Source organism: Tumidithrix helvetica PCC 7403, assembly GCF_965232925.1.
Lineage (GTDB): Bacteria > Cyanobacteriota > Cyanobacteriia > Pseudanabaenales > Pseudanabaenaceae > Tumidithrix > Tumidithrix helvetica.
In genome coordinates this window covers 252234-268602 of record NZ_CBDDRA010000002.1, presented here as the reverse complement: position 1 = coordinate 268602, position 16369 = coordinate 252234, and the positions used below count along the sequence as shown (strand labels likewise).

Genomic DNA, 16369 nt, shown 5'->3' with positions numbered 1-16369 from the left:
TGAGTTTAGACCAAAGGCGATCGCCCCGAAACTTTGGCTAGTAACTGAGCATCCAATGCCAGAATGTAATCGCGCCCATAGGCATCGTTTTCAAGCGCATCTACCAAATGTTGGGGCAAATCTTGAGAGACTTCGCGGCTGCAACTGGCTGCGGCTAGCGCGATCGTTGCCACCGTATCCACATCGCCCCCAAAGTTAATACTGTCGCGCAAAACTTCGCTGAGGCTATCGTTACGAGTCACAGCAGTCACAGCGGCTCTGACACTCATCCATCCTTTCGCTCCTACTTCGCCTTGCCATGCGATCGCCCACTGATAGCCTGGAACCTTGGCATCTAGAAAATTCCCCAAGTCTGACTTGGCTCCTAGGTCGTATAAAAAGTAATGGGTCATCAAGGCAGATGCTTGGGCTGCCGCAATTCCATCAGGCGTATCGTGCGTGAGCCTTGCTTGAATCGATGCTTTTTCTAGTACTTCAGCGATATCGCCAAAAACACCGATGGGACTCGCTCGCATGGCAGAACCACTTTTATCGCTATTGGCGCGAATGTTGGCAAGAAAGTCTTGTCCCGTTTTGGTTTGCTGGAGGAAGCCATAAAAACGCGATGCATAGCCTTCATGGGGATCGCGGTGAAATACTTCGACAAAACCCTTCGCGAGGGATTCTGGAGTCCAAGGAACTTCGGAAACAATGGCTTCTGCGATCGCTAGACTCATCTGCGTATCATCCGTATATTGACCTGGGCGAATGTCATGTTTGGGATGCTTGATGTAACCCGATAAATCGTTACGCTTGAGAATCGGTGCGGCGGCATATTCAAACCCAGCCCCATAGGCATCACCAATCGCAAGTTCTAACAACATAGGCAGCCATTTTAACTAAAATTTAACTTCGCAAGTTTGATTCTTAAAAATTTGCTGGAAGTAGATCTTCTTGGCTCCAATTCCATAAATTTCCCAAGATGTCTGTTTTAAGGAGGGTTTTCAATTCCTTTTCGTAGTTTAAAACTCTAGAGGTATGGCGATAGAGATACAAAGAATTTATTTCCTCGAGAAAATTAAAAAAACATAAAGAAATAAATTCAATTTACTTTTGGTTTCACTGAAAAAATTTATAGACAACTCATGCATCAGAGTGTACGAATGCTGTATTTATATCCGATCCCAAAAACATTCCTAAAGCTTATTGGTATTTTAACCAACTTCTCAGGCTTAGCGTGCATGATAAATAAGATGTTGCTTTAATCAATTTGATTTCGTCCGTTGCAAGATAGGGAAAGCTATGAAAAGAAAAAATATAATTTCTGTACTGATTCTGACTGCCCTGATCGTTGCAGCAAGCATTTGGTACGGTCAGAATCACGGACTTTTACCCTTGGCTTTAGGCCCTGAAGCTGCCCTGTACGATAGTTTGTTTGGAACCCTGATCGGAATTGCGTTTGGGCTGTTTCTAATCGTTCAAGGCGTGCTTATATTTTCGATCTTTAGATTTCGGCAGCGTAAAGGCGACGATACAGACGGTCCTGCCATTCATGAAAATTTACGTCTAGAGTTAATTTGGACGGCGATCCCTACGGTGATGGTGATGTGGGTAGGAATCTATAGTTTCGATATCTATACGACCATGCAAGGAACATCGTCGATCAATAGCCCCATGTCGCACAACCACCAACAGCACCAGAGTACGATGGTGGCGATGGCAGCTTCTACAAATTCAGACATGGATTCTGTAATGAGCTTAGAAGCGAGTAAAACGCGGACTGACACTATGCCAAGTTTGGCTAAAACTAAAGCGAAAACGGATCGCTCGACAAATACGATCGCGGCGTTGGATATTACAGAAAAACCCATGGCGATCGAAGTTACGGGTATGCAGTTTGCTTGGATTTTTAATTACCCCAACGATATTGCCGTCGGCGAACTTCACATTCCTGTCAATCGCAAAATTAGGCTGAATTTATCGGCCGCCGATGTGATTCATGCTTTTTGGGTTCCCCAATTGCGACTAAAACAAGATGCTGTCCCCGGACTTCCAACGCATATCGAATTTTCCGCAGATAAAGTCGGCGAATATCCTGTTGTATGTGCGGAATTATGTGGTTCTTATCACGGTGGTATGCGGACAACCATGGTCGTGCATACACCTGAAGACTATGAAAGCTGGCTCAAAGAACAACTATTAGAGGCAAGTGCCCCCAGCGATCGCGCCGTAGCTTCAATTGGTAATCATCCTAAAAATCCACAGCAGATGTCTGAAACCGAATATCTGTCGGGAAAGGCTAATTCCCTCTCGGACAAAATGGGAATTGATTCTGAAATGTTAGGTCATATTCATCCCGTAACTCATCACGCAGATTCCAATATCTAATCGCTATGACACAAGTAATTGAAAAAACTGGCAATATTGGCGAAGCACCGCAGCCAGACAAAACTCCGTTTTGGGAGTTTTTTAGCTTTAGTACAGACCATAAGGTAATTGGGATTCAGTACCTTGTGACCACCTTTGCTTTTTATCTGTTGGGCGGAGTTTTGGCATCGATCATCCGAGCCGAGCTAACCACACCAGATTCTGACCTGTTGCCGCCCGAGCTATATAACGGGCTTTTCACGATGCACGGTACAATCATGATCTTTTTGTGGATCGTGCCCGCCGTCACGGGTGGATTTGGTAATTATCTCGTGCCTTTAATGATTGGGGCGAGAGATATGGCGTTCCCGAAACTGAATGCGATCGCCTTCTGGATGATCCCACCTGCGGGAGCTTTGTTAATTAGCAGTTTCTTTTTTGGACCCTCTTCCACAGGTTGGACGGCTTACCCACCCCTGAGTATTTTGACCGAACAGCATATCGGTCAAGCGATTTGGATTTTTAGCATCATCCTGTTAGGAACATCGTCGATTTTGGCGGCAGTAAATTTTGTCGTGACGATTTGGTCGATGCGGATGCCTGGCATGGATTTGTTCAGTATGCCGCTGTTTTGCTGGGCAATGATGGCAACATCTTGTTTAGTGCTCGTTGCCACACCAGTACTTGCAGGCGCAATGATTTTACTGGCGTTTGACCTGCTGGTCGGAACGTCATTTTTTAACCCCACAGGCGGTGGTAACCCAGTCGTCTATCAGCATTTATTCTGGTTCTATTCTCACCCTGCTGTGTATGTGATGGTTTTGCCCGTGTTTGGCATTATCTCTGAGGTTTTACCTCCTCACTCACGCAAGCCAATTTTTGGTTACAAAGCGATCGCCTATTCATCCATGGTAATTTGCGTTTTAGGGTTAGTGGTGTGGGCGCACCACATGTTTACAAGCGGTACGCCTGACTGGTTGCGCGTGTTCTTTATGATCGCCACCTTACTCGTAGCAGTTCCTACAGGGATCAAGGTGTTTAGCTGGTTAGCCACCCTTTGGGGTGGGAAGTTACGCCTCAACAGCCCCCTCTTGTTTGCGATGGGCTTTATCTCGATGTTTGTGGTCGGTGGTTTGAGCGGCGTCATGCTGGGTTCAATCCCGATTGACATCCACGTTCACGATACTTATTTTATCGTCGCCCACTTTCACTATGTATTGTTTGGCGGTAGCGTCTTTGGCATCTACGCTGGTATCTACCACTGGTTTCCAAAGATTACGGGCAGAATGATTAATGAGTTTTGGGGTAAGGTGCATTTTGCGCTTACCTTCATTGGCTTTAACCTCTGCTTTTTCCCCATGCACGTCTTGGGGCTTCAGGGAATGCCGCGCAGAGTGGCGCAGTACGATCCTCAATTTGCCACGATCAACATCATCTGTTCGGTTGGGGCATTTATCTTAGCAATTTCCACAATTCCTTTTGTCATCAATGCTGCCTACAGTTGGCTGCGCGGACCCCAGGCGACCGATAATCCTTGGGATGCCTTGACATTAGAATGGACAACTTCTTCACCCCCGATTCCCCATAACTGGGTTGGCGAACCCGTACTAGCTACAGGACCATACGATTACGGTGTGGATGAGTACGACGACGAATACGATGATTAACAACCTCTCCCTCCCAGCCTCGATCTCCTTTTAGGAAATGGAGGAGCAAGAAGCCCTCTCCCACGAGGAGAGGGGTTGGGGAGAGTCAGATTACCAGAATCTAAAGCAAGATCATCTTGCTTGCTCAATTTCAACCTATAACTTTATCTACAGATTCCCATGCAAGGATCGACTATTGATTCAACCCAAGTTGAGCTAAATCATTCTCCGATTGCTCATGCCGAAGCTCACCATGCCGAGCATCCCGACCTCAGAGTGTTTGGGCTGATTGTGTTCCTGATTTCTGAAGGAATGCTGTTTGTAGGGTTGTTTGTTGCCTACCTCACGTTCAGATCGGTTGCACCTGCTTGGCCCCCCGAAGGCACTCCCGAATTAGAGCTTTTACTGCCAGGGATTAATACAATCATTCTGGTCTCTAGTAGTTTTGTGATTCACCAAGCCGATCGTGCGATTAAGCACAATAAAGTCGTGGCGACCCGTAATTGGTTTATTGCTACCTTTATCATGGGCGCAATTTTTATTGCGGGTCAGGTTTATGAATATAACCATCTAGAATTTGGTCTCACTACCAATCTTTTTGCCAGCACTTTTTATGTACTGACTGGGTTTCACGGCTTTCACGTTCTGGTGGGCTTAACCTTTATTGCGGCGGCAGTGGTGCGATCGCTGAAAGCAGGACATTATTCTGACACCAAGCACTTTGGCATTGAGGCAGCCTCGATCTATTGGCACTTTGTAGACATTATCTGGATCGTGCTGTTCTTGATTCTCTATATTTTGTAGAGTTGTAGAGATCCTTAATTGTTTGCGAACGTAGTACGGGCTGACAGCCCGTTCAGGCAAGAGGGTTGCGCTACAAATGAACTACATTATTCCAAAATGCACATATCCGTGTAATAATAAAAGACCGTGCTTTCAAATAATGTTTTCAAACTAGGAAAATGGCTAAAGGCGTTCGCATCATTATTTCTCTGGAATGCACCGAGTGTCGCACAAATATCGATAAGCGATCGCCCGGTGTCAACCGCTACACGACCACCAAAAATCGTCGCAACACGACCGCGAGGATAGAGCTAAAGAAATTCTGCCCTCATTGCAACAAGCATACCGTTCACAAAGAAATTAAATAACCATTAGGTAGTTGATTAAATAGCTATGTCCTTTTATCGTAAGCGCCTTTCTCCGATCAATCCCAAAGATCCGATCGACTATAAAGATGTAGATTTACTCCGTAAGTACATCACCGAACGTGGCAAGATTTTGCCTCGTCGCATCACTGGCTTGACTGCCAAGCAACAACGCCAACTCACCACAGCGATCAAACAAGCTAGAGTAGTTGCTCTATTGCCTTTCATCAACAAAGAAGGTTAGAAAACAAGCTAGGGCATTCGCTCTGGTTCGATTTTTCGTCCATGCCCAATGCTCTATGATTGGGCATGTTTTGCGTTTTTAAACGATCTATCTTGGTATATAGCTGTTACCGTCCATGCAGAGCAGCATAATTTCTCTATGAGTCAACTACAGCAAGAATTAGAACAGGCAGTTAATCTTCGACGTACCTTTGCAATTATTTCTCACCCTGATGCAGGGAAAACGACACTGACTGAGAAATTGCTGTTGTATGGAGGAGCGATTCATTTGGCGGGTGCTGTCAAAGCCAGAGCGTCACAGCGTCATGTCACCTCAGATTGGATGGAGTTAGAACAACAGAGGGGCATTTCGATCACCTCCACCGTCTTGCAGTTTAACTATCAAGGATGTTGCGTTAATTTACTCGATACCCCAGGCCACAAAGATTTTAGCGAAGATACCTATCGCACCTTGGCAGCCGCAGATAATGCCGTGATGTTGGTCGATGCCGCCAAGGGTTTAGAGACCCAGACCCGCAAACTTTTTGAAGTCTGTCGGATGCGATCGCTGCCCATTTTTACCTTTATCAACAAACTCGATCGCCCTGCCCGCGAGCCTTTAGATCTCTTAGATGAAATCGAGAAAGAACTAGGCTTGATCCCCTATGCGATGAATTATCCGATTGGGACAGGCGATCGCTTTAAGGGTGTCTACGATCGAGCCAGTAAGACAATTCACCTATTTAAGCGCAGCGGTCACGGGCAACGGGAAGCCGAGGTGCAAATTTTGCCTGCCGACGATCCGCAAATCCTAGACTACATCGACCAAGATTTATACGAGCAATTTCTAGAAGATTTAGAAGTGTTGGAGACCTTGGGTCCAGAGTTAGACACAAAAGCCTTGCATCAAGGCAAAATCACGCCCATCTTTTTTGGCAGTGCCATGACCAACTTTGGTGTGGAGCTATTTCTCAAGTCATTTTTAGAACATGCCCTCAAACCAGGTGTCCATGACAGCAGCATTGGCGAAGTTTCGCCCGTGGATGAAGAGTTTTCTGCCTTTGTGTTTAAGCTACAGGCAAACATGGATCCGAAGCACCGCGATCGGATTGCCTTTGTGCGGGTTTGCTCGGGTAAGTTTGAAAAGGATATGGCGGTCACCCATGTGCGCAGTGGTAAGTCCATTCGCCTCTCTCACGCCCAGAAATTGTTTGGTCAAGACCGCGAAGCGATCGACATAGCCTATGCTGGCGATGTGATTGGCTTAAATAACCCTGGCATGTTTGCGATCGGGGACACGATTTGTATTGGCAAAAAGCGTCAATATGCTGGTATTCCTTGTTTTTCGCCTGAAATTTTTGCTTACCTTCGCAATCCCAATCCCTCAAAGTTTAAGCAATTTCGGAAGGGTGTAGCGGAATTGCAAGAGGAAGGAGCGATTCAAATTATGTATTCGGTGGACGAGGCAAAGCGAGATCCCATCTTGGGTGCAGTCGGGCAATTGCAGTTTGAGGTCGTTCAGTTCCGTTTACAGAGTGAATATGGTGTGGAATCACAGTTAGAATCTCTTGGTTTCTCGGTGGCTCGTTGGGTAGAAGATGGTTGGGAAGCCCTAGAGGAAGTCGGCAGATTATTTAATACCCTTGTCGTTAAAGACAGTTTGGGTCGTCCTGTCCTCCTGTTTAAAAACACTTGGAACCTCAGTCAAATTGAAGCCGATCATCCTAAACTGAGACTGAAAGCGATCGCCCCGATCGCTGGCTTTACGACTTGATCTTGCCCTGACCGTATCAACCCATGGCTTTCAGTCAATCTCAATTCTTCAATTTGCGATAGGAAGCTAAGTCGGCGGCTAAGAGAATGGATTCGATCAGGCTGGCGGGATTGGCGATGCCTTTGCCTGCAATATCAAAAGCCGTGCCATGATCGGGAGAAGTTCGTACAAAGGGTAGACCTATTGTGGTGTTGACCGCCCGATCGAAGGCGAGAAGTTTCACTGGAATCAGCCCTTGATCGTGATACATCGCTAGATAGGCATCATGTCCTACATGAATCCGATCGCTTTCATACCATGCCTGAGCAGGCTTTACCCACATTGTATCGGGCGGAATCGCACCATCCACGGGGAAATCAGGATATTTATGGTTCCATTGTTTTAATAATGGATTCAACCATTCCTGTTCCTCTGTGCCTAATTGCCCCTGTTCGCCACTGTGAGGATTGATTCCCGCGATCGCAATTCTCGCCTGTGGTAAACCAAAATCCTTGAGCAGCGATCGCCGCAGAAGCTCCAATTTGCGCTCGATCAGGTCGGGCGTTAAGGCTTGGGTCACTTCACTAAGGGGAATATGCACGGTTGCCAATAACGTTCGCAAGATCCAACCCGTATGGGGCGATCTGCCCACAAACAACATGCCAAACTCTTTGACCCCACTGCGCTCGGCAAGTAACTCCGTCTGCCCCGGGTAGTGATGTCCTGCTAATTTCCAAGCTGACTTGGCGATCGGGGCAGTGACGATCGCGTCAAACTTGCCCGCGAGTGCCTGCGCGATCGCCGTGTCTAAATAGGTAAAGCTAGCTGCCCCACTCGCCGCATTGCCCACGCCGATCGCGATCGGTTCTAGCGTAGCCGTATCGAGCATCTCAAAGCTATCTGGATCGGCTAACGGGAGATTTGTGTGGGCTTTTAATGACAAATAAATGTCTTGGACTTGACTGCGATCGCCCACTACCGTTATCGTACTTAACATTTTATACAGTACGGGATCTGCCAGAGCCTTTAAAACGATCTCTGTACCTATACCCGCAGGATCGCCTAGGGTTAGTGCTAACTTAGGTTGTGGATTCATCGGTTTATCTTGCCCTAAAGGTAAATAAGGTTATCTTGCGTCAGTTTTACAGGTTAGAGCCGTTATGCATCAGTTTTTTATGGTCATATTTGTTGCGATCTAAGATCTTGAGCCACGAATCCTGTCTAGCCACGCTAATATGAATGTCTCAGCCTTAACAACATCTATAGTCCTTGCCAAAATGCCTGTGGATATCTCATTAGAAACTGTCTGGAATCAGGTTCTTGAGCTTTTAGAAAGCCAGCTCAGTCGTCCTACCTATGAAGGCTGGATCAAGACTGTGGTGGCAGAAGAGTTAACCACAGAACGGCTGACCATTCGCACGCCCCACCCCTTTGCCAAAAACTGGCTACATAAATACTATTTTCAGAATATTAACAGCGCCGTAGCCGAAATTTTAGGCTATCCCGTTGAAATTCATATTGTCTCATCGCCTAACCCCAACAGTAGCAAGGAAGCCTTGGTAGAAGACGACAGCGATCGCACTACGCTGCAAGTAGATGAGACAGCCGATCCCAAACATTCAGATCTAAAAAATTCAGAAACCAAAACCCCAGCCGCAAAAGCCCCAGTCCTTTTGCCCCTGCCAGAACTTAGCAATGCCCCTAAAAATAGCACGCTAAACGCCAAGTATGTGTTTACCCGCTTTGTGGTGGGGGCAACCAATCGCATGGCTCATGCCGCCGCTTTAGCCGTTGCCGAGTCCCCTGGGCGCGAGTTTAATCCGCTATTTCTCTGCGGGGGGGTGGGGTTAGGTAAGACCCATCTCATGCAAGCGATCGCCCACTATCGGCTGGAAATCGATCCTGCGGCGCGAATTTTCTATGTCTCTACCGAGCAATTTACCAACGATCTGATTACGGCAATTCGCAAAGATAGCATGCAGTCCTTTCGGGAACACTATCGCGACATTGACATGATTTTGGTGGATGACATTCAGTTTATCGAGGGGAAAGAATATACCCAAGAGGAGTTTTTCCATACCTTCAACACGCTGTATGAGTCGGGGAAACAGATTATCTTGGCAAGCGATCGCCCTCCCAATCAGATTCCTAAATTACAAGAACGTCTTTGTTCGCGGTTCTCAATGGGGCTGATTGCCGATATTCAAGTGCCCGATCTAGAGACGCGCATGGCAATTTTGCAGAAAAAAGCCGAGTATGAGAATCTGCGAATTCCCAGTGATGTGATTCACTACATTGCTGCAAGCTACACGTCGAATATTCGAGAACTAGAAGGCGCGTTGGTGAGAGCTGTTGCCTACATCTCGATTTCGGGCTTGCCGATGACCGTTGAGAATGTTACCCCCGTGTTAAATCCTCCGAAGGAACCTGTAGAGGTGTCTGCCGAGATGGTCTTAGATGTGGTTGCCGAGTTGATGAACATCGATCTCGCCGATCTGCAAAGTAATTCCCGTCGCCGTGAAATCAGTCAAGCCCGCCAAGTTGCCATGTATTTGATGCGGCAACATACCAACCTCAGTCTCCCCAAAATCGGCGAGGCTCTGGGTGGAAAAGACCACACCACTGTGATGTATAGCTGCGACAAAGTGACCCAATTGCAGGCAAAGGATGCGGATACGGCTCAGTTAATTCGACAGCTCAGCGATCGCATTTATTTTGTGGCACAGTCTCAACCGAAGGCTAACAAGGCGTAGGAACGTACTATTCCCACTTTGCCGAGCAGAGCGCGTAAAACTGCTGGCGCGTCAGTTTAATGATGGGGCTGAGATCCAGAGCGATCGTAATTTCCCTCAGCAATTGGTATTGTTGCGTCCTTTGGTTATTTGAATTATAGGAGAAATCTCAAGCGATTTAGATAACGCACATGCTTATAAACCTTTCAGTATCCGACTTGTAAAAGCATCGATCGCTAGGGCTGCGACAAGCAATGTTAAAATTCCAGCAGGAATACCTTGCCCAAAGCCTAAACTGTTAAGGGCAACTGTAAAAGATGACCCTGCACCAAATGTCTGACCGCTAAAATAAACCCCGAGCCAGAACAGTCCGTAAGGAAATGCGACACCCGCAATCTTGCCAAGTACCTTGTTCATGAGTGCGCTCCTCTTCGATCTAATGCATTTGTGATTTCAGTCAAAATTTAGATTGATTTAAATAATCGATAGTTCGCCAGTAACTTCTAAACGCTTGTATTCTCCTAGTACGACAAAGGATTCTTCCAAGCTCTCTGCGATCGAGGGAGTAATCCATCCCATTTGGCGAAGTAAGTGAATTGCCACAGCATGTTTGGCACGTTTCGCTCCATCCATGACTTTAATTGCCAGCCCTAAACCTTCGCCGACGCGCCCGACACACTGAACGCCTTCTGCACCCGATTTACTGACTAAAGCACCTTGGGTACGGCGCATCAGTTCGGTGTCAAATTCACCATTCCCTGAAATCATTTCAGGATAGTGGGTCATCGCTCGTGTGATTCGTTCTAAATGGAGTTGATTGTGCGCTGCCAGTTGAGCATAGAGATGAGCCAGTTGTCCTAGTTCCAACAGATAGGTGGGAACGCCACAGTCATCATGCGCACCGATAAATTCTGCGGGAGGCATGTGCAAGAGTTCTGCCATTTTTTCTAGAATCAGTTGTTGCACGGGATGATTGGCATTCATGTAAGAAGAAATTTCCCATCCTTTTTGTTGGCAGACGGCAATCATGCCTGCGTGCTTGCCAGAGCAGTTGTATTGGAGGGGGCTACTCTTACCATCGGGAATTGGACATTGCAGGGCACTCGCCTCGACATCGCAACGCCACAAAATATTAAATACTTGTCGCGCTTGCTGAATATTGCCTTGATGGGAACCGCAAATCACAGCTAAGTCGGCTTCTGAAAGGTTAAATCGTTCTTGCGTACCTGTCGCAGACACCGCGATCGCTTGGATCGGTTTTAAAGCAGATCGCGCAAAGGTAGCCGTTTGGGCATCGCCAGCCACGGATAAAACCCGCCCCCTTGTATCGGCAACTGCGGCTTGGCAGATATGCGATGACTCCACGACGCCCTCACGCAATAAGCTGACGGTAAGGCTGCTAGTAGTTGAGCGATTTCTTTTTCCGAAGTTCATATTTAGGATTTATAGAGTGACTGGCAGGGACGATAACCAGAGAATGCAGAGCATCAACATGGACGCAACCATGATCTTACGAACAGGTTGGGATAAATGTAAAGATATATAACAAAAAATAGCAAGCTGCTATGGGTGTATGAGTACCGATAAAATCAATCCTAACCAAACTAAATTTTGTGCTTGGCTGAATTCTTCATCTTTTTCTTCATGTTTTTGGGGGATAATACCTTTTGGGAATAGTATTTTTTTGGGATATGGTCGCTTTACCCACATGGTAAAGGTTAGTCAGTGCTAAATGGCTTCCAACATTATGTCTTGCTTGAGAAAAGTTGGAGATTTTACAGAATAAAAAATTCTGCTGCAAGTAGTTGGGATGTCAAATTCCAACTTTTCTTATCAATCGTCGATGCTGAAAGGGCAGGGAATTTTATCCTTAGTAAGATTCAACCGATCGCTAGCCAATGCAATATGTTTAACATTGAGTTACAGATGAAGTCATAATGACTCAACTCTTGCAACCTCCTACAATTTTGATTGTGGACGATTCTGAAAGCGATCGCGCCACTTACTCGCGTTATCTGCAAGCAGACCAAGCGCAGCAATATCGCATTCTCGAAGCAGAAACCTTTGAAGAAGGGCTGGAAATGTGGCGATCTCAGCATCCCGATCTTGTGATGCTCGATCTAAATTTGCCCGATGGCGATGGTTTGGAATTTCTAGAAGCAATCGATGCAGATCGTGCAGGAGAAAGAGTTCCTACGATTGTATTGACGGGGCAGGGAACTGAGAAAAAGGCTGTAAGCGCCATGAAATTAGGGGCGGCTGACTACTTGGTAAAAGGGGATATTACAGCAAAATCGTTCGCTACGGCGGTTAGGCAAGTGCTGCGAGAAACCGCTCTAAGGCGTCAACTACTGCGATCGCAACAACAGCAGACAGTAATCGCCGAAATGGCACTGCGGATTCGCGAATTTCTGAACCTAGAAGATATCTCAAATGCGATCGTTAAAGAGGTGCGTCAATTTATTCATGCCGATCGCGCCGCTATTTATCAATTTAACCCAGATATGAGTGGCACAATAGTTGCCGAAGATATAGTCTCGCCTTGGCAGCCTTGCTTAAATGTGCAGGTTGAGGATACTTGCTTTCGAGAAAATCTTGGTGGCGCCTATTGCGAGGGGAGGGTTTTCGTAGCCAATGATATTTATGCGGCTAACTTGACAGATTGCCATATTCAACTGCTCGAAAGATTTCAGGTACGGGCAAATCTGGTCGTGCCGATCCTATTGTCCAATGAAGACAAACGAAGTTTATGGGGCTTGCTGATCGTTCATCAATGCTCGGCTCCAAGGGTTTGGGAAGAGGCAGATATTCAGTTACTTCAGCAGTTATCGGTGCATCTAGCGATTGCCATTCAGCAAGCGATCGTTTATCAACAAATTCAAACTGAGTTAGCAGAACGCAAGCGAGTTGAGGCTTTACTCATAAATCAGCAAGCAGAGCTAGAAGAACGCAATGGACTATTAGAAAGGGTAAGTGAGTCGTTGCAATGTACTGTAGAGGAATTGAGGGTCAGCACTGAAGAACAGATCTTGCAACATCGATTGCTAGAATACGAACAGTCGCGCTATCAAAATTTATTTGAGTTTGCTCCTGATGGATATCTGGTGACAGACTTATCGGGCAGGATCCTAGAAGCAAATCAAGCTATCTTAAAATTGTTGGCGATTAGTCATGAGTTTATTGTAGGAAAACCTTTGGTAGTCTTTATTGACCCTAACCACAGGGATGTTTTCTACAGCCATCTTAATCAAATCTCATCCTTAGACAATACCACGACAACTTGGGAAATTACGTTAAAAGCTCGTCAGGGTATTCCCTTTCCTGCTGAAATTACCGTAACCCAAAATATCAATCTTGCTAATAATGAGACTCAACTGTTCTGGATGATTCGCGATATCAGCAACCGCAAACAAACCGAGCAAGAACTGCTACAACTCAATCAATCGCTAGAAGAAAAAGTCACAGAACGCACTCAAGCCATACAATTGCAATCGCAAATGCTGGAGCAGATTCATGATGCGATAATTTCTACTACGATGGAGGGCACGATCCAAACTTGGAATATTGGGGCTGAGAGTCTCTATGAATACAAGCCTAATGAAGCGATCGGGCAGAACGTTAGTATGCTTTATCTAAATGAAGATTTATCTCTCATAGAATCTACAGTCTTTAGACCGCTATTAGAAAAGGGAACTCATAAAGCTGAGCTACGGAATCAGACAAAATCAGGGAAAACAATTTATGTAAGCTTGCGTCTTTCGCTCGTTTTGGATGAACTGGGAAAACCCATTCGCATGATTGGTTGCTCTAACAATATTAGCGATCGCAAACTTGCTGAAGAAAGTCTCAGAGAGAGCGAACAACGTTTTGCGAATCTAGCGGAGGCAGCTCCTGTAGCGATTTTCCAAATCAATCAAAATAACGAATGCACCTACGTCAACGAGTTTTGGTCTCAGATTACAGGGCAAGAACCCAGTACGGCTCTAGGCTATGGATGGCTTCAGACCATTCATCCCGACGATCGGGAACAGATCCATCAACAATGGACTCAAGCGATCGAGCAACAGGCATATTACCAAGGTGAAGGAAGATGTATCAAACCAGATGGAACTATTTGCTATTACTATTGCCAAGCTGCACCTGAACTAGATGAAGGTGGTGTTTTTACAGGTTATATTGGCACATTAACCGATATTAGCGATCGCAAACAGACAGAACTAACCCTTCAAAAGCAAGCTTTAGTGTTTGAAAATATCTCCGATGGCGTAATCATAACTGATACCAATGGAATCATTATTGATTGGAACCAAGGAGCCGAAGAATTATACGGTTATAGCAAAGCGGAAGTGTTAGGGCAGCCTGTGGCGATTATCCATAAGCAGGAAGAGGGAATGAGAATAGCTAATGAGGTAGTTGGACAGACCATTGAGAATGGTTCTTGGTCAGGGGAATTGAGTATTGTACATAAAGAGGGGATTACCAGAATCACCGAAACGACAACGGTACTATTACGAGATAAGAATGAGCAGATCATTGCTTTGATTGGGGTAAATCATGATATTAGCGATCGCAAAGTTGTCGAAAAGGCTCTTAAACAGCAACTTGCTGCTATTGAAGCCGCGATCGATGGTATTGCGATTTTGCAAGACAATAACTACATCTATGTAAACCAAGCCCATCTAGAAATATTTGGCTACAAGCATCCTGACGATCTTTTATGCAAATCTTGGACAGCGTTGTATTCCTCAGAAGAGATGACCCGATTTGAGCAAGAAGTATTTCCTGTACTCATGCGCGATCGCTCGTGGCGAGGAGAAGTCCGCGCTATCCGTAAAGACGGCTCTACTTTTGATGAAGGACTATCTCTCACCATGACCGAGGATGGCTTGCTGATTTGTGTATGCCGCGATATTAGCGATCGCAAACAAGCTGAGGCTCAACTACTACAAGCCAACGAAGAACTTCTTCGCGCCACTAGGCTCAAGGATGAGTTTCTTGCCAACATGAGCCACGAACTCCGCACGCCGCTAAATTCGATCTTGGGACTATCAGAGGCTTTGAAAGAGCAGATTTTTGGAAAGCTTAACGAAAAACAGGTCAGGGCGATCGGCACGGTAGAGTCAAGCGGCGAACATCTGCTATCCCTGATTAATGACATTCTCGATTTATCAAAAATCTCATCAGGGATGATGGAAATTTTCATTGAATCGGTCTCCGTCCAAACCCTCTGTGATTCCAGTCTGGTTTTTATCAAACAGCAAGCATTTCAAAAGAGAGTGCAAGTCGTTAGTAATATTCCTAGAAATATAAGCAATATCAATGTCGAAGAGCGTCGTATCAGACAGGTTTTAATCAATCTACTCACCAATGCGGTCAAATTTACTCCCAGTGAAGGGGAGATTAGCCTTCTAGTTTCTGTTGGTAGTGGCGACACATGGCAAGGAGAGGCGATAATCCCACAACACATCAAACTTATGAACTCGCCATCGATCGTGTTTCAAGTTGCAGATACGGGAATTGGCATTGCCTCTAAGGACTTGCAACGTCTCTTTCAACCCTTTGTACAGGTTAGTAGCAGTCTCAATCGTCAATACGAAGGCACTGGTTTAGGACTCGCCCTAGTTAAGCAGATTGTCGAACTTCATGGCGGTCAAGTCACTGTTGAGAGTGAAGTTGGTAAAGGTAGCCGCTTCACAGTTGTCCTACCCTATGAAACCTCTGAGTCTAACACTCCAGAATCCGAAGCAACTGCCACCAGTTTACCGACGATCGCAAATCATGACAGTGCGATCGCGCCGCTAATTTTACTAGCCGAAGACAATGAAGCAAATATTCAAACCTTCAGTTCCTATCTGAACGCGCTCGATTACCGTGTGATCGTCGCTAGAAATGGAGAGGAAGCCATAGCAATGGCGAAAGCAAATGCTCCCGATATCATCCTCATGGATATTCAAATGCCGAGGATGGATGGTCTAGAGGCAATCCGCCTGATTCGGGCTGACACGCAGATCCCTACAATTCCGATTATTGCCTTAACGGCTCTAGCTATGGAAGGCGATCGCGAAAGATGTCTAGCGGCAGGAGCCAATGAATATTTGGCTAAACCAATTAAGTTAAAACTACTTAACGCTGCAATTCAGAAATTTTTAGTTCTCCGTTGAGACAGTAAGGCGATCGCTTCTCCAAGCGACAAAACCATAGGCTTTAAGGTGCGACATCGCGAACGAAAATTCCTTTTTAATTGAAAAACGACAGATTGGTATTTGAGTCTTGCCCTCGGTGCAATTTTTTGAAAATAGTTTTGTCCACGATACCCTATGTCATGAAACATTATTCCTAAAGCGCTAGATTTAGTTCAAATTGTTGTATGTGGACTAAAATATACTTTAAGGAAGAGTGATGTTTTTATTAGTAAAAGTTACTTTAAAGACAAATTAAATATAAATTACGTCAACTGATAGTAGCCCCTAAGCTACCGAAAGCTCTTATTATTTCGGTTACAATGACTATTTGTTGAAACTA

Annotated in this window: 12 protein-coding genes; 8 read left to right on the top strand and 4 right to left on the bottom strand. The window is 45.7% G+C overall.

The features are described 5' to 3' along the window. Positions 1-5: 5 nt before the first annotated feature. Positions 6-863 (bottom strand): ADP-ribosylglycohydrolase family protein, encoded by an 858-nt coding sequence (locus ACP2WE_RS03005; RefSeq protein ID WP_425214104.1) that lies wholly within the window; start codon positions 861-863, stop codon positions 6-8. Positions 864-1281: 418 nt separating this feature from the next. Here ACP2WE_RS03005 and ACP2WE_RS03000 point away from each other — a divergent pair, with 418 nt between their 5' ends. From ACP2WE_RS03000 to prfC, 6 genes are all read left to right on the top strand, one after another. After that, complete coding sequence (locus tag ACP2WE_RS03000; RefSeq protein ID WP_425214103.1) at positions 1282-2367, top strand: cytochrome c oxidase subunit II; 1086 nt, start codon at positions 1282-1284, stop codon at positions 2365-2367. Between the two features lie 5 nt (positions 2368-2372). After that, positions 2373-4013, top strand: coding sequence for a cytochrome c oxidase subunit I (ctaD, locus tag ACP2WE_RS02995; protein ID WP_425214102.1), 1641 nt, complete (start codon positions 2373-2375; stop codon positions 4011-4013). A gap of 159 nt (positions 4014-4172) precedes the next feature. Beyond that, positions 4173-4796, top strand: coding sequence for a cytochrome c oxidase subunit 3 (locus ACP2WE_RS02990; protein WP_425214101.1), 624 nt, complete (start codon positions 4173-4175; stop codon positions 4794-4796). Positions 4797-4954: 158 nt separating this feature from the next. Then, complete coding sequence (gene rpmG / locus ACP2WE_RS02985) at positions 4955-5143, top strand: 50S ribosomal protein L33 (protein ID WP_330484676.1); 189 nt, start codon at positions 4955-4957, stop codon at positions 5141-5143. Positions 5144-5168: 25 nt separating this feature from the next. After that, on the top strand, positions 5169-5384 hold the full coding sequence (gene rpsR, locus ACP2WE_RS02980; protein WP_408648805.1) for a 30S ribosomal protein S18: 216 nt from the start codon (positions 5169-5171) through the stop codon (positions 5382-5384). Between the two features lie 138 nt (positions 5385-5522). Then, complete coding sequence (gene prfC, locus ACP2WE_RS02975) at positions 5523-7136, top strand: peptide chain release factor 3 (RefSeq protein WP_425214100.1); 1614 nt, start codon at positions 5523-5525, stop codon at positions 7134-7136. A gap of 40 nt (positions 7137-7176) precedes the next feature. On the opposite strand, the gene pdxA is transcribed toward prfC, so the two are convergent. After that, positions 7177-8211 carry a 4-hydroxythreonine-4-phosphate dehydrogenase PdxA gene (pdxA, locus tag ACP2WE_RS02970; protein ID WP_425214099.1) on the bottom strand — a complete coding sequence of 345 codons (1035 nt, stop codon included), beginning with the start codon at positions 8209-8211 and terminating at the stop codon, positions 7177-7179. A 187-nt stretch (positions 8212-8398) separates the two neighbouring features. Here pdxA and dnaA point away from each other — a divergent pair, with 187 nt between their 5' ends. Then, the gene (gene dnaA, locus ACP2WE_RS02965) at positions 8399-9868 is read left to right on the top strand and encodes a chromosomal replication initiator protein DnaA (protein WP_425214224.1); all 1470 of its coding nucleotides are present in this window, start codon (positions 8399-8401) and stop codon (positions 9866-9868) included. A gap of 174 nt (positions 9869-10042) precedes the next feature. Here dnaA and ACP2WE_RS02960 read toward each other — a convergent pair whose 3' ends face one another. Together ACP2WE_RS02960 and ACP2WE_RS02955 are read right to left on the bottom strand one after the other, a co-directional pair. Then, entirely contained in the window at positions 10043-10264 is a 222-nt protein-coding gene (locus tag ACP2WE_RS02960; RefSeq protein WP_425214098.1) for a hypothetical protein, read from the bottom strand. Between the two features lie 57 nt (positions 10265-10321). Further along, positions 10322-11281: an asparaginase gene (locus tag ACP2WE_RS02955; protein WP_425214097.1), complete on the bottom strand. Its 960-nt coding sequence runs from the start codon at positions 11279-11281 to the stop codon at positions 10322-10324. 503 nt (positions 11282-11784) lie between these two features. Between ACP2WE_RS02955 and ACP2WE_RS02950 the strand changes: the two genes are divergently transcribed. Beyond that, complete coding sequence (locus ACP2WE_RS02950; protein ID WP_425214096.1) at positions 11785-16008, top strand: PAS domain S-box protein; 4224 nt, start codon at positions 11785-11787, stop codon at positions 16006-16008. The last annotated feature ends 361 nt before the right edge of the window (positions 16009-16369 follow it).